This is a genomic window from Pedobacter sp. KBW01 (assembly GCF_003852395.1).
In the GTDB taxonomy this organism is placed as follows: domain Bacteria; phylum Bacteroidota; class Bacteroidia; order Sphingobacteriales; family Sphingobacteriaceae; genus Pedobacter.
Genome location: NZ_QAJQ01000010.1, coordinates 417,258 through 436,662, shown reverse-complemented (window position 1 = coordinate 436,662; position 19,405 = coordinate 417,258). Strand labels below are relative to the sequence as shown.

17 protein-coding genes are annotated in these 19,405 nt (G+C 38.4%); 7 read left to right on the top strand and 10 right to left on the bottom strand.

All coding sequences use genetic code 11. The annotated features are described in order from the left end of the window. The first annotated feature begins 478 nt into the window (after positions 1 to 478). Positions 479 to 1,495, top strand: coding sequence for a LacI family DNA-binding transcriptional regulator (locus DBR40_RS12415; protein ID WP_039482617.1), 1,017 nt, complete (start codon positions 479 to 481; stop codon positions 1,493 to 1,495). 26 nt (positions 1,496 to 1,521) lie between these two features. Here the strand turns inward: DBR40_RS12415 and DBR40_RS12410 are convergent, their stop codons facing one another. Then, positions 1,522 to 2,454, bottom strand: a complete 933-nt coding sequence (locus DBR40_RS12410; protein ID WP_124560050.1) for a helix-turn-helix transcriptional regulator — start codon at positions 2,452 to 2,454, stop codon at positions 1,522 to 1,524. Positions 2,455 to 2,639: 185 nt separating this feature from the next. On the opposite strand from DBR40_RS12410, the gene DBR40_RS12405 reads away from it, so the two are divergent. Together DBR40_RS12405 and DBR40_RS12400 are read left to right on the top strand one after the other, a co-directional pair. Then, entirely contained in the window at positions 2,640 to 4,709 is a 2,070-nt protein-coding gene (locus DBR40_RS12405; protein WP_124560049.1) for a TonB-dependent receptor plug domain-containing protein, read from the top strand. 26 nt (positions 4,710 to 4,735) lie between these two features. After that, on the top strand, positions 4,736 to 5,803 hold the full coding sequence (locus DBR40_RS12400) for an HmuY family protein (RefSeq protein WP_124560048.1): 1,068 nt from the start codon (positions 4,736 to 4,738) through the stop codon (positions 5,801 to 5,803). Between the two features lie 368 nt (positions 5,804 to 6,171). Here the strand turns inward: DBR40_RS12400 and DBR40_RS12395 are convergent, their stop codons facing one another. From DBR40_RS12395 to DBR40_RS12380, 4 genes are all read right to left on the bottom strand, one after another. Then, positions 6,172 to 6,351 (bottom strand): hypothetical protein, encoded by a 180-nt coding sequence (locus DBR40_RS12395; protein WP_010602585.1) that lies wholly within the window; start codon positions 6,349 to 6,351, stop codon positions 6,172 to 6,174. A gap of 184 nt (positions 6,352 to 6,535) precedes the next feature. Further along, entirely contained in the window at positions 6,536 to 7,120 is a 585-nt protein-coding gene (locus DBR40_RS12390) for a biliverdin-producing heme oxygenase (protein ID WP_124560047.1), read from the bottom strand. A 78-nt stretch (positions 7,121 to 7,198) separates the two neighbouring features. Further along, the gene (locus DBR40_RS12385; protein ID WP_124560046.1) at positions 7,199 to 7,618 is read right to left on the bottom strand and encodes a response regulator; all 420 of its coding nucleotides are present in this window, start codon (positions 7,616 to 7,618) and stop codon (positions 7,199 to 7,201) included. Between the two features lies 1 nt (position 7,619). Beyond that, positions 7,620 to 9,833 carry an ATP-binding protein gene (locus DBR40_RS12380; RefSeq protein ID WP_124560045.1) on the bottom strand — a complete coding sequence of 738 codons (2,214 nt, stop codon included), beginning with the start codon at positions 9,831 to 9,833 and terminating at the stop codon, positions 7,620 to 7,622. 147 nt (positions 9,834 to 9,980) lie between these two features. On the opposite strand from DBR40_RS12380, the gene DBR40_RS12375 reads away from it, so the two are divergent. Continuing rightward, positions 9,981 to 10,358: a response regulator transcription factor gene (locus tag DBR40_RS12375; protein ID WP_124560044.1), complete on the top strand. Its 378-nt coding sequence runs from the start codon at positions 9,981 to 9,983 to the stop codon at positions 10,356 to 10,358. On the opposite strand, the gene DBR40_RS12370 is transcribed toward DBR40_RS12375, so the two are convergent. Genes DBR40_RS12370 through DBR40_RS12365 form a run of 3 tightly spaced genes read right to left on the bottom strand, consistent with a single transcriptional unit; the run spans position 10,355 to position 11,713 of the window. Next, complete coding sequence (locus tag DBR40_RS12370) at positions 10,355 to 11,161, bottom strand: mechanosensitive ion channel family protein (RefSeq protein ID WP_124560043.1); 807 nt, start codon at positions 11,159 to 11,161, stop codon at positions 10,355 to 10,357. The genes DBR40_RS12375 and DBR40_RS12370 overlap by 4 nt on opposite strands. 18 nt (positions 11,162 to 11,179) lie before the next feature. Further along, positions 11,180 to 11,332 carry a hypothetical protein gene (locus DBR40_RS26705; protein ID WP_158674039.1) on the bottom strand — a complete coding sequence of 51 codons (153 nt, stop codon included), beginning with the start codon at positions 11,330 to 11,332 and terminating at the stop codon, positions 11,180 to 11,182. A 12-nt stretch (positions 11,333 to 11,344) separates the two neighbouring features. After that, positions 11,345 to 11,713 (bottom strand): STAS/SEC14 domain-containing protein, encoded by a 369-nt coding sequence (locus DBR40_RS12365; RefSeq protein ID WP_124560042.1) that lies wholly within the window; start codon positions 11,711 to 11,713, stop codon positions 11,345 to 11,347. 134 nt (positions 11,714 to 11,847) lie between these two features. Between DBR40_RS12365 and DBR40_RS12360 the strand changes: the two genes are divergently transcribed. Together DBR40_RS12360 and DBR40_RS12355 are read left to right on the top strand one after the other, a co-directional pair. Beyond that, positions 11,848 to 12,966 carry an alpha/beta hydrolase gene (locus DBR40_RS12360; RefSeq protein ID WP_124560041.1) on the top strand — a complete coding sequence of 373 codons (1,119 nt, stop codon included), beginning with the start codon at positions 11,848 to 11,850 and terminating at the stop codon, positions 12,964 to 12,966. A 148-nt stretch (positions 12,967 to 13,114) separates the two neighbouring features. Continuing rightward, on the top strand, positions 13,115 to 15,385 hold the full coding sequence (locus tag DBR40_RS12355) for a glycosyltransferase family 4 protein (protein ID WP_124560040.1): 2,271 nt from the start codon (positions 13,115 to 13,117) through the stop codon (positions 15,383 to 15,385). A gap of 120 nt (positions 15,386 to 15,505) precedes the next feature. Here the strand turns inward: DBR40_RS12355 and DBR40_RS12350 are convergent, their stop codons facing one another. Then, positions 15,506 to 16,972, bottom strand: a complete 1,467-nt coding sequence (locus DBR40_RS12350) for a glycoside hydrolase family 130 protein (RefSeq protein WP_124560039.1) — start codon at positions 16,970 to 16,972, stop codon at positions 15,506 to 15,508. A 153-nt stretch (positions 16,973 to 17,125) separates the two neighbouring features. Here DBR40_RS12350 and DBR40_RS12345 point away from each other — a divergent pair, with 153 nt between their 5' ends. After that, entirely contained in the window at positions 17,126 to 18,247 is a 1,122-nt protein-coding gene (locus tag DBR40_RS12345) for a sensor histidine kinase (RefSeq protein ID WP_124560038.1), read from the top strand. Here DBR40_RS12345 and DBR40_RS12340 read toward each other — a convergent pair. Then, positions 18,233 to 19,336 (bottom strand): metallophosphoesterase, encoded by a 1,104-nt coding sequence (locus DBR40_RS12340; protein WP_124560037.1) that lies wholly within the window; start codon positions 19,334 to 19,336, stop codon positions 18,233 to 18,235. The genes DBR40_RS12345 and DBR40_RS12340 overlap by 15 nt on opposite strands. Positions 19,337 to 19,405 lie beyond the last annotated feature (69 nt).

The following is a 19,405-nucleotide window of genomic DNA, read 5'->3' as shown; positions in this document are numbered from 1 at the left end:
GTTATCTATTTGGTTAAAAATATATTGCTGCACAAGATAGCATTTCCTGCAACAAATTACCCTGTTAAAAAACGCTTAAAATTTATACCTTTGAAAAGGGTTAACATATAGCTTAGATAACTTATTGTTTCCTGCTTGCAGGAATAAACCCGATTTAACGAGGAGTGGTACGAACACTTCTCGTTTTTTTTTAAAACACCCCTCGTTACAAGGGGCATTTCTGTTAATCATTGGGGGTGTTTCTTTATTCTCGCTAAGACTAATAATGTGCTAAAACCATTTTTTTAGTCTCCAGGAATTGCTTTCTATCTATAAATTTTATATTATTAAGTATTAATCAGGCAATCTGTTTTGTGGCCCGAATGTATCGATATTTAATGCTTTGAAGAAAAGATTTGAAAGAAAAAAACAACGCAAACGTTTGATTAATTTTGTATTATTACATATTGAAGAAATTTAATGTAGTTTAGCACTTAGAATGCAATCGAAACCAACAACCATAAAGGAAATAGCCAGAATTTTAAACATCTCACCCTCCAGTGTATCAAGAGGGCTGCATGACCATCCGAGTATTGGAGCAGTAACCCGTGAGAAGATTAAACAGCTGGCCAAGTCTCTGAACTATGAGCCTAATAATGCGGCTATACTTTTTCAAAAAGGCAAAACTTACACTATTGGAGTAATTTTACCAGAACTTTCTGAACACTTTTTCTCTATAGCCATTTCGGCAATTGAAGATGAGGCCATCAAGAAAAACTATACGGTAATTTTTGCCCAGTCGCACGATAACTATGAACAGGAAGTAAAGCTGGTAGAAAAAATGAAAAACCAACGTGTGGATGGATTATTGGTCTCGATCAGTAAAGACACCTCGAAGTTTGATCATTTTGAAAAATTAAATTCTTTCAATATTCCGGTAGTATTTTTTGATCGGATCCCTCCTTTTAAAAATGTCCACTATGTAGCTTGCAGCCTCGAGAGCGCAACCATTAAGGCGGTAAACTACCTGCTTAAAAAAGGGCACAGAAGTATTGGTATGATTAACGGGCCAAGCACACTGTACGCCAGCGAAGAGCGTAAAGATGGGTATATGCAAGCCATTACTTTTAACCGTTTAAAGTTCGATCCATCTTTAGTAGTCAACTGCGATTTAACCGAAGAAGGTACCATAGAAGCTGCTGAACAGTTTTTAAACCACAAAAGGAAACCAACCGCAATTGTTGCATTTAACGATTATGTGGCTTTGTTTTTAATCAAGTACTTTAAAAAATTAAATGTAATTAACGATTTCGATGTAGTGAGCTATGCCAATCTGCCTATTATCAGTTACCTGGATAATTCGCCGGTTGCTTCGGTAGAACAATACCCCTATTTACAAGGACAAAAGGCTGCAAACATCCTGTTGGATTTGATTCATAGCCCCGTTCCCGAAAATCAGGCCTATTACAATACCATTGTAGAATCAGACCTGATTATTAATGAGGTTAAAGAATAGTACGGGCAAACGTTTGTGCTAAATAATTAATGCTTATTTAAACTACCTGGCAAAACCTCGTATTGTTTTTTAAAGGCAGCAATAAAATGCTGCGTGTTTTTATAACCTACCAAAAAAGCGACTTCGTTAACCGTTCGCTTTTCTTTAGCCAGGTAGTAATGTGCTTTTTCCATTCTGATTTTATACAGATAGCCAAATACTGTATGGCCGGTTAGCGCTTTAAAACCTTTTTTAAGTTTAAAATCGTTAATACCGGCTTTGCGCGAGAGCTCAATTAAAGAGCTTGGCCTCTGCAGGTCGCGCTCTACCAGTTGCCGGGCATAAATAATCTTTTTTAAATCTTCTTCCTTTAAAACAACCCGTTGTTTATCCAACTTTTGGTTACTGTGGATCACAATTAGATCAAGCATACGCGCTTCTAAAAACAAACGCTTTACCCTGCCCGAATGATTGGCATGACTTAAGCTTTGTAAAATTGAGCTTACTTCGGGTGTTATCGGTTCTCTTAAAGGCAAAAGCGCGTCCTGATGAAATTCGCGTCCCATTGCCTTCTGAAAATAAGCTTCGGTAAGTTGAATATATACCAAACTTGTTTTTTCGGCTACCCGGAAAGCAATGTGGTTTACTTTACCCAGATTAAGGTTTTGCTGGTTTTTAGTCAGCGATAAAAAATTTTGTTCTGCCCCACTACAGGATGTTAAGCTTCCGTTTAAACAAAATAACAGCCCAATGTGCTCGTGTGATGATTCAAAACATAAATCTTCAGGTTGATCACTTTCAAGCTCAACCAAACTGATATGAATGCCTTCGAACCACATTTCCTTTACATCTACATGCATATGTGGTGTGTTAATGGCAATCTCTGCTTCCTCTATATCCTTTAAGCCTGCAAAATTTGCCGGATAAATATTTTTATAGCATACCGTTCCATTAGCCTTTATTGAGCGCTTAATCTTCATTGATAACCAATTTATTTAATTCTTACGGGTGATACTTTCCTATCCTTTTGAGCGATATAAAAAGCCTAATCCCTATCTGTGCTTTCAATTTAATCCGTTTAGCGGCATTAATTATCCGTTTAACGTTATCTCCTTTTGGTGATAATGCACAAATTTGCACAATTATTTATAATTAGTCTAAATAAATGAGAATATATTTATCAATTGCCTTATCGCTTTGTGGATTTGTTACTGTGGCTCAAGAAATTAAAGTTGATACCGCTAAGGCAAATGATTTAAAAGAAGTTGTCATTACCGGTCAGTTCGGCCCACAATCGTTACGTAACTCAGTTTACAACATCAGAACCATTAGCGCAGAGCGGATTAAGCTTCGTGCAGCAAATAGCGTACAACAGGTTTTAAATACCGAATTGGGCTTTCGTTTCAGCAACGATTTAACTTTGGGTACAACCGATGTTTCTTTAATGGGCATGACTGGCAGAAATGTTAAAATATTACTGGATGGTGTGCCCCTTGTTGATCGCTCGGATGCACGAGAGAGCTTAAACCAGATCGACATTAATACTGTAGAAAGGATAGAAATTGTAGAAGGCCCCATGTCGGTAGTGTATGGTACAGATGCCCTTGCAGGTGTAATTAATATCATCACCAAAAACCCCGGCAAGGCCTTGTTAAGTGTTAATGCGCGCATACAGGAAGAAACTGCAGGAAATGAATATAACCTGCTCAATGGTGCAGGGCAACACAATCAAAATTTAAGTGTAAGCTGGCAGAAAAATGGCTGGAGTGTACTGGCCGGTGCCTCGCATAACGAGTTTGGTGGATGGAATTTAGCACCAAAAGATGCTTTTATACAAGAATTTAGTTTATACCAAAACCAATGGAAACCCAAAGCACAATGGCTTGGAAATGCCAAAATTGGTTACCGCAACCAGAACTTTAATATCTGGTACCGTTTGGATGGCGTTAAAGAAGATATCGACAGTAGGTTTGGAATAAATTCTACCACTTTTGAGGGGAAGCTTGCCACTTACACCACCAAACGTTATAATCAACAGTTACAATCTGAATGGAGGATAAACAATAAACTACAATTAACTGCAATTGCCGGTTATACCGATTTGCAGAGATCAACCCACACCGTTATCCGTAATTTCACCAGTAACAGCGAAAGATTAAGTTCGGATAAGGGCGAACAGGATACCGCCAAATTTAACAATGGCATTTTTAGAGCTACAGCTATCTATGTACATAATCCATCTGTCTCATTTCAACCAGGAATTGAATACAACCGCGATGCTGCCAGCGGACAAAGAATTAGCGGATCGCCGGTGATTAACGATTATTCGGCATTTGTTTCTGCAGAAATTAAGCTTTCACCTAAAATTAACATTAGGCCCGGATTAAGGTTTATTAAAAATTCGGTGTACGATGCGCCACCTGTAATTCCGTCATTAAATACCAAATTCATTATAGCCAAAGATCTCGATTTACGTCTTGCTTACGCACGTGGCTTTCGCTCTCCGGCCTTAAGAGAGTTGTTTTACGATTTTATAGATGCCAGCCATACTATTTTAGGCAATCCCGATTTAAAGGCTGAGCAATCAAACAGTTTTAACGGCTCTCTGGCATGGTCGGGTATACACCGTGGAGCTATACAGTTCCGTTCTACCTTATCGGGTTTTTATAACCTGTTTAAAAACAGGATTATGTTTGCGGCCTCACCTACCGACAACTCAGTTACATCGCTATTTAACGTATCAAAATACAAAACCACTGGCGGCACTTTAGATAATACCTTGATTTACAAAAATCTGCAAGCCACACTGGGCATATCTTACATAGGACGATATAATGAATTAAGCGAAAACAAAACCATTGAAACACCAGAGTTTACATGGGCTACTGAAGTAAACTCGAATATTACCTACTCCTTCACTAAAATAAATGCCGGGATTAGTCTTTTCTATAAATATACTGGCAGTTTACCCAGCTACCAATCGGTTACAACAAACAATGAGCAGACCATAAAACTGGTTAAAATTGCTGCTTTTCATACAGCTGATTTAATGTTTAACAAAAACCTGTTTAAATCATTAACCCTTAATGTGGGTGTTAAAAACCTGTTTAATGTTACACAGCTTTCTAATACATCAACAGCAAGCGGTGGTGCACATAGCACTGGTGGTGATGTTCCATATAGCTATGGCAGATCGTATGTACTGGGCCTTACTTACAACTGGAATAAACTTTAAAATTAAAACAACATAATTAAAATAACATGAATAAATTAAACTCAATGATCGCAATCGCCTTTTTAGCGATAAGCTTTACGGCTTGCAAAAAGGATGCTGATGAACCTGTATTTGTTGCGCCACCATCAGACGGGAGCACTTTAACCCTTAACGGATTAATAGGTGCCGAGGCCGGAAGTGCTGCTGGAAACAGCGTTTATGTAGATTTTAGTGCCGATAAACAAACTTCAGTTGAAAGAGATAGCTGGGATTTGGGTTTTTATTCAGGAGCTGATTTTAAAGTTATCTTAAACTCTACTAATGGTGCTTCTGCCCTGGTTATTAATAAAACAGACTTAAACGCAGTAACCGCCGCTGATTTTGACCCAAATGCATTAAAAGTTGGTCAAGGTCAAGGTAGCTTCACTATAGTTGACGACGGCAGAGAGGCAAATATTTTAAACAAAATCGCCATTGCAGCAATTTCTGCAACTGATACCGAAAACAAAGTTTATATCATCAATAGAAAAGGTGGTGCAGCAACTGTTTTACCTAACGATGAACTTTATAAAATCAGGATAATTAGGAAAGGTACAACAGGTTATACTTTACAATATGCAAAAGTAACTGAAACGACTTTTAAAACATTAGATGTTACCAAAAACGTTGATGCTAATTTTCAATTTACTTCTTTAGTAAAAGGAACTGTTGTTTCTGTTGAACCTGCAAAAGCAAACTGGGATATTGTTTGGGGCTATAGTATGTACTGGACTGCTACTTTCCCATATGCATTTTCGGATATGGTTTTCATTAATAATTTGGCGGGTGTAACTGCAGCATCTGTTGCTACCACTGTTAAAAGCTATGCTGCTTTTTCAGAAGCAGACATTGCAAGTGTAAGTTTTTCATCAGCAAGAGATGTGATTGGCTCAAAATGGAGAACCTCACCTAATCAACAAGGTGTAGGTGGAGGTGTTAGCTCAGATTTCTTTTACGTGATTAAAGACGGATCAGGAAATGTATATAAATTAAAATTTGTTAGCTATATCTCAGGAGATGGCGGTACCCGCGGTAAACCGGTAATCGAGTATAAATTGGTTAAAAAAGGTTCGTAGCCAATAACCTCAATCAAAAAAAATATGTTTTGTTAGTTGGATAGATGCTCTCCGCGATGGGGAGCTTTATCTTTTTATAGGGAGGCAACCTACTATCGAAAAATCGAAATATAAGCGTCTTGCTGAACTTGTTTCAGCATCTCTCTAATAAAGAAGGCATGATGAAACACCTGTGTCTGGATATCCGGGAATTTAAACACAGCAACCGCCTAATACTCCCCCCTGAAACTAGTTCAGGAAGACGAGCTAAATAGCATTTCTTATCTCTGCACATTAATGCAATCAATCGCACCAGCCTTCGTAAGGTGCTTAAACGCAAAAAGGGCTCTGGCGTACCAGAACCCTTTTTGTTTCTTACTCGCGAAATATTATTTGCCAGAGTTTTTCTTGTCAGTTACTTCTGCACGGATTTCTTGTGCTAAAACTTTAAGATCTTGCATTGCTTTACGCACACGAGTACCAGCAGCTGCATTGCCAGCATTATAAAATTTTTCTACATCTGCTTCAATCGCAGCAACAGCAGCTTTAACTTTTGAGAATTTTTCCATCGCTAATTGATGTTTTTAAGGTTTAAAAAATTTATTTTTTTCAATAATACATATTTACCTTGAATATACAACAGAAAGCAAATATTAATTTAAAATAAGTTTTGCACATTTTCACAAATCAAAAAAATGCCCTGGCACTATTATAGACGTATTTTTTCGATTTTCAGGATTAAAATTCAGCAACTTAGTTGAGTTGTTTCGCCAGGTTTATGAGGTTATTAAAGGTAAGATTGGCACTATTTATACAGGCTTCGTAATCGGCCTCTACAACCCTTTCATTAAGCACAGAAACAAAGGTTTTCCATTTTACACTCAATTCGTCGCCATAAACGCCGTAGTAATTTAAGCCTTCTTCGTGCCCCTCAAAGTGCTTATTGGCTAAAATATGGCGCTTAATTACGTTTCCACCCAGTGTAGCCCCTTCAAACACATATAAAGCTCCCAAAACTTCGCCTGTATTTTTCTTCGGAACAAAGAGTTCGAAATCCAGACCGGGTAGCGTTAAATTATCAATTTGCCAGTAATTAAGATCTTTCTCTAAGGCAGCGAGTTTTAACCTGCTGTTCATATCCAGTTCAGCGGCAATATCTGCATCGAGCATATTGCTCAATTCGTTTTCGAGCTTTTGGTGGATGATGTAATTAACAGTTAGTAATTTTCTATATTGTTCTACACTTAAAGTGTTATTCATTATTTCATTTACGAACATTAAAGATTCGAGCGCTGTGTGGTTCGCGGCCGTTTCGCTTCTCAATAAACTGGCAATCATAAGGGGTATTTAAATTTAAGTATTAATAAAAGAAGAAAAGATCCGGCTTTACAACCGGATCTTTTAATATAATTGTTGCTAATTTAACCTGAGATGTTGATTAAACCAAAAATCGTGCACAGAGTGTACACATTTCACCAGGTTATCGTAGCCATTAGGTTTCGTTAGATAGGCATTGGCTCCAAACTCCATCGAAGCCTTTACGTCTTCTGGATTGTCGGATGTAGAAAACAAAATTACCGGAATTGATTTCAGATAAGGAATATCCCTGATAAACTTCAACAAATCGAGTCCTGATAAACCGGGCAGGTTTAAATCAAGTAAAATTAATTTGGGTTTGATTTTACTCTCAGCAAAATTTCGCAGCTTCAACAGCGCCTCGCTCCCATCTTCCACAATGGTGAGGTTTAAAGTATCTTTAACTTCCTGCACTGCACTCTGCATAAAGAATGCATAATCTATATCGTCTTCTACGTAAAATATATCTGGTGTTTTCATTTTATCTGTTTTTAAATGCCACATAAAAGGTAGAACCTGCGTTGAGTTTACTATCAAACCAAACTCTTCCGTTATGCCGCTCTACCACTCTTTTTACAATAGCTAATCCTACCCCTGTTCCTTCAATATCCTTAACATTATCCATGCGCTTAAAAAGCTCAAAAACCCTGTCGTAATATCTGTTATCAATCCCAATACCATTGTCTTTAATGGCATAAACCGTTTCTTCGCCATCAACATAACCCGAGATCTCAATTCTGGGCTTATCGACCGTTGATGAGTATTTTACTGCGTTCCCAACCAAATTGGTAAACACCTGAGCAATCATCGTTCTATCACCCTTTAAATTAGGTAACTGGCCAAAAACCAATTCAGTCTTATCTGCTTTAAAAGCATTCCAAACTTCGGCTTCTATTTCCTTTAACAACAAAGGCATGTCAACTGTTTCAAAATTTATATCCGAACGGCCAACTCTGGCTAAATTTAGTATCTCCTTAATCAGGAAATTCATCTTATTGGCGCCATGCAAAATACGGTCGAGCATCTTTTTGCCATTATCGTCGATACTTTTGTTTTTAAGCAACAGTTCGGTATATGTCTTAATCGAAGTTAAAGGTGTTCTTAGATCGTGCGAGATGGTATAACTAAAGGTATCCAGCTCTTCGTATGCAGCCTGTAATTTCTCGTTAAGCAGCCTAATCTCGTTGGCTTTTTTATTGATATCGGTAATAATGATCTCGCGAATGCGTAGAACAGAAGAAATTTCTTCGGCGCGCCAATTTTCGGAAGTATTGTTTACCACTTGCGACCAGGTTTCGAAAGATTTTCTGGGCGACAGATTTAATAAACCATTTCTATCAGGACTTACTGGTTTCTCGGGATTACCCGCCCAGTTAACAGTGGTGATCTGTTCGGGCTTAAACCAGATAATCATTTCGCCCAATTCTTTATTTAGGGTACAGGAAAGCATTCCCGATGCGATCTCTTTATATTTTTTTGCTGGCGAATGTATTTCCGATAAGCGGTGGGTGTAATAAATAGACTCATCGGTGGTTTTCTTTAACCACTCGGCCAGTTCCCGAATATCCACCTCAAGCGGCACTTCTCCAATGGTTTTGAGTTCATTTTCGAAAATAATGGCCACGCCTGATGCCGTTGTAGCATCTAAAATCGTTCTTCTATGCCCTGTTATGGCTTCAATTAAATACTTATCGCGTGTTAAATACTCTGAAAGCACGTTAGCCGTATCTTTAAACTGCTCTACTACTTCTGCTTCTTCCTCTTCCTGGCGGTATTCTAAGGCCGATGAGAGAATTTGTCCAATCAGTTTAGAACCTTCCCTTGCCTTATAATCAATAAATTTCGGACTGTAATTGTGACATGCAATTAATCCCCATAGCTCGCCATGCGAAATAAGTGAAATGCTAAAACTCGATTGAACGCCCATATTTTTTAAATACTGGATATGTATAGGCGAAACGGCTCTTAATCCTCCGTTGGTTAAATCGAGCGGCTCATTTTCTTTAAAGGTTAAAATGGGTGCATCGAGCTTATTTACATCGGCAATTAAACGGGTAAGGTTCAGTTTGTAAAGCTCCCGAGCCTGTTTTGGTATATCGGAAGCAGGATAATGCAAGCCAAAAAAAGGCTCTAAATCAGGTTCTTTTTCTTCTGCAACTACCTCACCATGACCATCGTCTAAAAACTTGTAAATCATGATCCTGTCGTAATTGATCAGTTTTTTAACCTCGAGTGCAGCACCGCTTAGCAAAGCAGAAACGCTCTTGCCCTGAAGCATGGATGATGCCGAACGGCCAATTGAACTTTGTATATCGTATTGCAGGGTTACCGGTTCAAACTCCAACAACCAGTTTTTTTGGGATGAAGAAATGATCAGGTAAAAGGGATCACCGTCCAGCTCAACAGGGTGCGGACTAATGGCGTCGAAATTATCGCGGATAATACCCAGCTTAAGCAGATCTTCTATATTAAACTCTGGATCTTGTTGTTTAATAAATGTATTAACCACAGCAAGAGGTTTATTTAACAGGTTTTTAGCCTGCTCACTAAAAAAATCTCCTGCATTTTCGCTGATGTAACTTATGGTAAGATCCTTTTTATCAACGGCTATCAGAAAACCGTGCGACTGAATTTTACCAGGAATGTGAATGGGTTCTTTATCACAATTGGTTAAGTCGACAGAAAATTTATTCATATATTATAGATAAGACAAACGCATTTGAATTTACGAATTAACAAATATTAGTTTATTTTTTAGCATGCTGTACGAATTCGACAAATTCGGTTTCAAGGATAGTTTTTTATTCTATATTTGTTCCAACTAATAAAAAACATCCCCGTTTTGGCAAAAAAAAACATTTTGGTTATCGAAGATAATCATGCAATCCTTGATGTTATTACCCTAATTTTAGAAAGCGAGGCTTTTAATGTGGCCGGTTTAAATAAGGGCGCAGACTTCATCAGCCATGTCCACGATTTTAATCCAGATGTGATTATTATGGATATTATGCTGCCAGACACCGATGGAAGGGTACTTTTGAAGGAAATTAAGGGTACCGATACAACACAACACATCCCGGTTTTAATGATTTCGGCACGTTATAATGCAACTAACTATATCCTCGATGGTATTGAAGCAGATGATTTCATGGCCAAACCTTTTAACATTGACGATTTGATGGATAAGATCTACGCCTTACTCAAAAAAAGAGTAAGTTAATCAGGCATTCCTGGTAATTTTATTCCGTCCAGTTTTAGGTTTTTCATCAATTCCCGCTGAAAAGATAATTTTGTATCGGTAAAACCATGTGCCTTTACCCAAATATTGAAAATTACTTTATAACCACTTTCTTCTAAAACCGATACCCCTATTCTCCGCTCGGGTGTTTTTAAGCAAGCCTTAAATTCATCTACCGTTTTATTAAAAATCCCGACTAACAGATCATAATCTATCCCGTAACTAAATTTCATCTCAATATCTACCCGTCTGCTGCCTTCTCTGCTAATGTTGATAATAACTTCGTTTGATAATTTTCCATTCGGAATAACTACCGTGCGGTTATCGAAAGTTTTAACAATGGTATAGAATATCTGGATAGATGTAACCGTTCCCTCCTGCCCCTGTGCAATGATATTATCGCCTACCACAAACGGCTTAAGCAATAAAATAAGTACTCCGCTTGCAAAATTTTGTAAGGTTCCGGATAAAGCCAAACCAGCTGCAACGCCAATACCTCCTATCAGTACGGTTAAAAATGTGAGCTGAACACCAATAACCTGCATTATGGTTAGTACCAGTAAAATGCGCAGTGTAATCAATATTAAACTGGTAAGAAAAGGACGCAACGATGGGTTTACATCTTTACCGTGCATTCCATTTTGCAACCATTTGCCAAGCAGCTTAATAAGCCATAATCCTAAAATGAGTAAAACAATACCTAATATTACTGAGGGGCCTTTGGTTATAATCCAATCGTAAGCTTTGTTATAAAAGCTGTTTAGGTTAGCGGTGTCTAATGTCATAAAACTGGTTCAAAAAAATTACGGTTTCTTATGTTTTACCGGAGCATCTTTGGTTACCTCTACTTTTTTGGCATCCTTGGCCGATGTTACTTTTTCATCGGCTCCTTTTGCTTTTGCATTTTTCAGCGCTGTAGCCTTGCTACTTTCAGCCGGCGTTTTTGAATTTTTCATAGGTAGTATTTATTAATCATTATTGAGTAACCAGGCTTTGGCCGCTTCAAGTTCATCGGGCTTAAAACCTTTAGAAGAACCGGGAGTGGCTACAGTAAAAATATCGGTAAACCACTCCACCCCTTTTTCGGCAGTTACAACAGCTATTTTTTTCCATTTGGTAAAATTTTGTAGTCCTGCCATGGCATCCTGTACCCAGGCGCCTGCGGTAAAATTTTTAACATCGGTATCTAAAACAAGTAAATACCTGATTTCATTAAACTTATCGGCTGTTCTTTTAAGGCCTGGCTGCAGAACATGTTTAATATCTTCGCTGGTTACTTCGCCTGTGGCCCTTACCCCAAAAACCTGATCGGGTAAGCCCGTTATTTCTGCTAACATATTTTTTTTATAGTTAGAACACCATAAAAGATAAAGATGTTTGGATTTTGATCAGATTCTACCAAGTTGTAAGGCGGTAAAAACTCTTAACTGATTCACACTGTTATAGAAGCAACAGAAATAAAATTAAACTCATGAAAATCAAACATTTAAAAAACACAGCATTTTTACTTGCGGGTATAATGTTGCTTTGGGCATGTAGCAGCAATACCAAAACGAGTAGCACGAACGATACTACCTTAACCGATTCTACTGCTGTTACCAGTTTAAAACCTGTTGGTCCACCACCCGAATGGGGTAAAACCATTAAACCTGAAATGCAAACGGTTATCGAAAAATTAGCCAGTTATGGCGATAAACCCCTTGAAACATTAAGCGCTACCGATGCCCACAAAAACCACACACCTACTGATGCTGTTATGGATCTGGTTGAACAAAACCGCATTAGCCTGCCTACACCAAAAGTAGATACTACCGGTAAAGATATAGCTGTTAGTGGGGGTAAGATACATCTGCGTATTTACACTCCAAAAACAGGTAATGGCCCTTACCCACTTATCGTTTATTACCATGGAGGTGGTTTTGTAATTGCAAACCTCGATGTGTATAATGCTTCGGCTCAGGCTTTGGCAGAACAGGTTGGCGCGGTTGTAATTTCGGTAGCTTACCGTTTGGCGCCTGAAAATAAATTTCCAACAGCCCATAACGATGCTTTTGCTGCCTACGAGTGGGCGGTTAAAAATGCATTCGATTTAAAGGCCGATCCTGGCAAAATTGCAGTAGCAGGCGAAAGTGCGGGAGGAAATTTGGCAGCCAATGTTTCGGTTATGGCGCGCGATAAACAGATTATGATTCCGGTACATCAGCTTTTGGTTTATCCCATTGCACAAGCCAATATGAATACTACATCATACAAAACATACGAAAAGGCCAAACCTTTGAATAAAGCCATGATGGGTTGGTTTACAGAAAAATATTTAAACACCATGATTGAAGCCGAGGATCCTAAAATTTCGCTGGTAAATGCCAACTTGAAAGGCTTGCCGCCAACAACCATTATTACCGCCGAAATAGACCCGCTACACGATGATGGAGTAATGTTGGCCGATAAGCTTAAAGCCGCCGGTGTTAAGGTGTCGAGTAAAAATTACGATGGTGTAACGCACGAATTCTTCGGGATGGCCATTGTTGTTCCGGAAGCTAAAGCAGCACAGGCTTACGCAGCAGAGCAACTGAAAGCCGCTTTTAAATAAACCTTAAATAATGGAGCGAAGTGATAAACCGCTCCATTATTACCTTTATACTTCAGCTTGTTTTGGGTTTATTGAGTTGCATTTACCAAAACCGCAAACTATTTAGACTTAGCAATGTTGTTTAAATACGAATTTAGCTGACCTACCTATGAAAATCGCTTATATTTCTACATCCCTGCCGCGCGAGTGCGGTTTGGCAACATTTAACCACAACTTAGTTACTGCTTTAAGTTTAAATGGTGATTATGATCCGGTAAAAAGCTTTATTGTTGCACTTAACGAATCAGATAATATCGGTGAACATGTTTACGGAAAGGAAGTTAAATTTGTAATCAGGCAGCAAAACCAGCACGATTATATTGAGGCAGCCGATTTTATAAATAATAGTGAAGTTGATACCTGCATTATAGAGCACGAATTTGGAATATATGGTGGTAACAGTGGTGTGTTTTTATTATCTCTGGTAAACAGATTAAATAAACCTTTTATCATCATTTTGCATACGGTTTTAAAGGAACCTAATTTTATGCAGCTTACTATCCTCAAGGAGCTTGCGCGTAAATCGGCCAAAATTGTGGTGATGAGCAAAAAAGCGGTGATGTTTTTAACCAGCATTTACCAGATTCCTAAGGCAGCCATCCGCTTAATAGAACATGGTGTACCCGATTTAGAGCCAGCTACAAATAATGAAATTGCGGAAAACAGCCTGTTTAGAGACCGTAAAGTATTGTTTACTTTTGGTTTAATTAGCCGCAATAAAGGCCTGGAAACTGTAATTAAAGCCTTGCCTAAAATTGTAGAACAGCACCCGGAGGTTTTATATGTTATTTTAGGGAATACGCATCCTGGTGTAGTAAAACATAATGGCGAAGAGTACCGCAACAGTTTAAAAGCATTGGCAAAAAATTTAGGCGTAGAAAACAATATTACTTTTGTAAACAAATTTGTATCAGAAAATGAGTTACATCAGTATTTAACAGCCTGTAGCATCTACATTACTCCTTACTTAAATGAAGCACAAATTACCAGTGGCACCCTATCTTACGCCGTTGGTGCCGGTGCAGCCGTAGTTTCTACCCCATATTGGCATGCTCAGGAGCTATTGGCCGACAACCGGGGCAGATTATTTGATTTTAAAGATGACGCACATCTGTCCTCTATTGTAAATGAATTGCTAAGCGATAATGATACCTACCAGCAACTTAAACAAAATGCTTATGCTTATGGCTTAAATTTGCGGTGGCCTGCTATTGGTAATGTATATCTTAAAACTTTACGAGAAGCATTAAATGAGGAAAAGAAACCCGAAAGAGCGATTCCTCCAATTATTGATGTAGAACGGATGCCCGCACTTAACCTGAGCCATATTGCATTATTGACAGATGATACCGGAATTATTCAGCATGCACGTTTTGGAATACCCAACCTAAAAGAAGGTTATTGCATTGATGATAACGCAAGAGCCTTAATTATGTCGCTAATGGCTTGCGAGTATGACAAGAACCCTAATGCATTAAAATTTATGCCGGTTTACCTCAGTTTTATCCAATACATGCAAACCGAAAATGGAAATTTCAGAAACTTTTTAAGCTTTAACAGAAAATACCTCGATGAAGTAGGCTCTGAAGATTCTTTCGGCCGCACCATTTGGGCGCTAGGTCACTTAATATGTAGTGCCCCAAACAATTCTTACCGCGAATTTGGAAGAGAACTTTTCTGGCATGCTGTTCCACATTTTAGAGATTTGAAATATATCCGTGGAAAAGCCAACACCATAATTGGCCTTTCTTACTACCTATGTGCACATCCCGGCGATGAACTGATAGTCAATGAAATTAACCAATTAGCCAACGCACTAATAACTGCCTACCAGCAAAACAAAGATGGCGACTGGCACTGGTTTGAGGATATTTTAACTTACGATAATGCCATTTTACCCCTGGCATTGTTGCACCACTATGAAGTTACCGGCCATGCAGCATCGTACAAAACTGCAATGGAAAGTATTGCATTTTTAAATACATTTTCTTTTCAGAATGGATACTTAAACCCGGTGGGAAATGCCGGATGGCTTAAAAAACATGGTAAAAATCCGGTTTACGATCAACAGGCTATTGAAACTATGGCTATGGTGTTGCTGTATGCCAAAACTTTCGAAATCACTAAAAACGATCAATATCTAAGTTTAATGCACACCAGCTACGAATGGTTTCTGGGTAAAAACAGCCTACACATTCCGTTATATGATTTTGAAACCAACGGTTGTGCGGATGGCCTGCAGTTTAACAGCGTAAACAGAAATCAGGGTGCAGAAAGTACTTTAGCTTATTTCATTTCACATTTGGCTATACTTAAAGCCGCAGAAGCCGAATATGAGACTTTATTATCGCCTTTAGTTGAAGCAGATAAGTGTAGTTAGTCTAATTGTACTAATTAATTTGCGAGTGTTCTACACAGATTACTTCAGCTCACATAGCCCTGCTTCGCAATAACGAATTCTTTTAAGTTTCGAAGCAGGACGGATTGGCTTACCAGAAACCTAATTATTCTCAAGTAAGCGGTTCAGCAATAATTCTAAATTTACAGTAGCAAACGAAGAACTATAATCCGATAATCCGTAAGGAATGATTAATTCGCCATTGCTGATAATGGAACCACAAGAATAGACTACATTGGGTACGTAACCTTCCCGCTCATCGCCATTAGGTATAATTAAAGGCTCTTTTAAATGACCGATTTCTTTCCTCGGATCTTCCAGATCGAGCAGACTTGCACCAATACAATACCGCCGCATAGGCCCCACTCCGTGTGTAACTACAATCCAACCCTTTTCTGTTTCAATTGGCGAGCCGCAATTACCGATTTGAACCAGCTCCCAGTCATAACGAGGTTGTTTTAACAAAATCGGATTTTCCCAAACGTTAATCTTATCCGAAAACATGAGGTAATTATTCCAGCCATCAATGCGGCTCATCATCACAAATTTTCCGTTAATTTTTCGTGGAAACAATCCCAGGTTCTTATTCTGCGCACCATCACCATACAATGGAATAACTTTGAATTCATAAAAATCCTCCGTTTGCACCAGTTTGGGTATAATCAGCGAACCATCAAATGCAGTATAAGTGGCATAGTATAAAACCTTGCCATCGTCTCTTACAAATTTTACAAAGCGGGCATCTTCAATGCCTTTGCGTTCAAATTCCGAGATCGGAAAAATAACACGATCAGAAATATCGGTATCTTTAGAAAAACTGATGGTATGGTAAGTATCTGAAAGCCAAAGTATCTTATCATATTCGATTAAGCGTGCAGGGTTTTCTTTATTGAGGCTTTTAGAATCTTTGATGAGATTGCTTAAACTGGTATATTCAAATCTATCATCCAGTTTAGCCTCAATTTCTTCCAAAACAGACGGATCGATCTGTGCATAAGCAGCCTTTTTTAAAAACAGTTTTTTAGCATAAATGGCATTCTTTACCACTTCAGCCTCATCTACATAATTGCCTACAGGCAAAACCTGAATATTATTATTTTTATCGATTAAAGCCCGGCGGAAAACAATGGAAGATATATGCCCCTCGCCCACAGCCCTAAAACTGATGATTACCCTTTTCTCTCCCTCAACCAAATCGGTTTGATCGGGATCTTCGACTATGCTTGGATTAAAAAAAGCAGCCGATTCAATAGAATATTCGTGTGTAAAGTAAGCGCCAATCAGCAAGCGTGTATATTCGTCAATATGCTCAAACGAGGTACCGAGTGTGGTAAACTGCTTTTTTAGTTTTTTACAATGTCGCGTTAAAACTTTGGTTATGTTTCTATGCCGTTTAGAATATTCCTGCAGTATTGGCGATACCAGAGAAAATACTTTTTCATCAGAAAACAGCAATACTTTTTTAATTACTTCTAATGCACGTTCCTCTCCGTTAAAAAAAAAACGGGCAATAACTCTTTTTGTATCAGGATAAACCTTAACAGGCTTACGTTCAATATATAGTCTCATTATTTATTTATTTGGTGGTAATTAAACAATTGGCCTCCCTTACCTGCAACTTTATATTAACTAAATTTACTACTTAATTGTTTATATTATTTATCAGTTTAATCATAATCTTTACCTTTATCGCAACATCTCTTTATTTAAAACAATCAGGCCATGCACAGTGAAAAAGTAGTTGAAAATAACAAGTCCCAATACGAAGCGCTGCGCTTAGCTAAACTAATGCATTACGAAATTCTGAATACTACAGCCGAATATACTTTCGACAGAATATCCCATTTAGCTGCTGGTATATTTGACGCAGCCGGTGCAGGCATCTGTTTTGAGGGGAACGCATCGCTCTTCCAAAAATCGATAGTTGGTCATCCATTGGTTAATCCTAAATTGCCACTTTGCAATAATGTTAATGTTGTAACCGAAGGAGGCAGCTCCATCATAACCGCTCCGCTCCTAACTCCGGAAGGTTATCTGCTGGGCGTAATTTATGTTTCTACGGTTGAAACGATAGCGCCAACCGAAATACAAACAAAAATGCTCAACCTGCTGGCAGAAATGGTGATGGACAAACTGGAATCGAGAATGGCAATGCGTAATGCGTTCAGGGCTTATGATGATCGCCTGCACGTGCTTATCCATGACCTTAAAAACCCAATGACTACCATTTCCCTGCAATCGGAGTTGATGGGCAGAATACCTGCTATTGATGATAAGGCTGTATTAATTGCCGGTAAAATCAATTCGCAGTCGAAAAAAATGGTCGATAGCCTGAATGAAATTTTAATTCCGGCTAAAAAAGCTGCTACCGGATATAAACCAGAAAAAGCTCAGATTGATTTAAAAGAAGTACTGGAATCCGTAAAACTAAACTTCGATCTGCAGCTAAAAAACAAAGGCCAATCCATTTCGATCAATATTTACGAGCCCCTCTTAATATTTGGAGATGTAAATAAACTTACTGTAATTTTTAGCCAGCTGGTTGATAATGCGATTAAGTTTTCTCCATTGGGAACAGAAATCAAAATAACACATCAAAGCACTGCTACCGAGCTTACCATTGCTATTAATGACAAAGGTGTAGGCTTAACTAATGAAGACCTGGAAAATACTTTTATCAAATTTGCTCCATTGAGTGCCGCACCTACGCAAAAAGAAAGTAGCAACGGTCTTGGCTTAATTACAGCAGGTGCATTTATAGATATGCATAAAGGAAAATTATGGGCAGAAAGTGATGGCAAAGGTTTAGGTGCAACTTTTTATGTGAAACTACCGATTAGGTAAATCTGTTTCTACTAAAAGTTCAAGCTTCATTTCTTCGAGCACAATTCTTTGTGGCTGGCCCGTTCTATGGCACGACCATTTAATTAAGCGGATTAAACCATTTTCAATTTCTATCCCGGTAATATCGCCATCATTGAAACAGCAACAGCCACTGTTAAAGTAATTGGGTTTATATTTCCTAAACCTCGGAGCCTTATCACCTGCCCGGGTTTGCTTAACCAGCTCTGCGTTTAAGGCTGCAATAACTTCCTGGCTATTATCTCTTTTGGCTTGCTGTAACTTAAGATAAATTCTTTCTAAATGTGTTAATGAAGCAAAAACGGGTTGGTGTGTATGCCCCGTAATTAATACTTTATTGGTTTGTGTAGCCACCCAGCTATACATCATAATATTGTGTGCAGTTTTTAGTTGGTTATCGTATGCCGGTGTATTGGGGTTAATTTGAAGATAAGCCTGCAGCGGAGCCCATACTGTACTTACAAACCATTTACTAAACCAGTTTCCATCACTTTGCAAATCGCCCTGATGACCATGTGTAAGAAAAATATCCAATAATTGAGCGCCAATAGGCGTGCGCAATATAGCCCCCTCATAAATGGGTATTTTTTTGCCGTAAATCCTGTTTAAGTTAAAACCTGAAAGCGGGTCGTTGTCCCAATACAAATCGTGATTACCAAATATTTTGGTAAACATCCCCTTATTTATAAAAACCTTTTCCGCCTCGAAAGTCTTTTTATTGTGCCTGATAACTGATTCCATCAAGTTTTTCCAAAGCTCTTCACTATCGCCTAAATTGATATAATGGAAATCGTTTATGGCATAATGTTCAAGTGCTTTAAGATAGTTTATTTCCGCAAGGGTAAAATCGTCAGCGTTATCGCGAGCACCTTTATGCTGGTCGGAAAAGATGATAAACCGGTCTGCTTCGGTAATTTCTAAAACGGGTCCACGCTTGTCGGGTGTTTTAACAATGGTTCTAAATAGTTTGTTTAATGCGCCATGTATACGCCTGCGGTTGGGCCGTGAGCCGTATTTATTAGACATGCGAATAATCCAATTGTTCAATAAACGTTGAAGAAATTTGCGCATCAGCTGTTTTAAATTTATGCCTCCGGTTGAAGATAACAAAATATAAGGCCAATCGTTTAACCAACACGG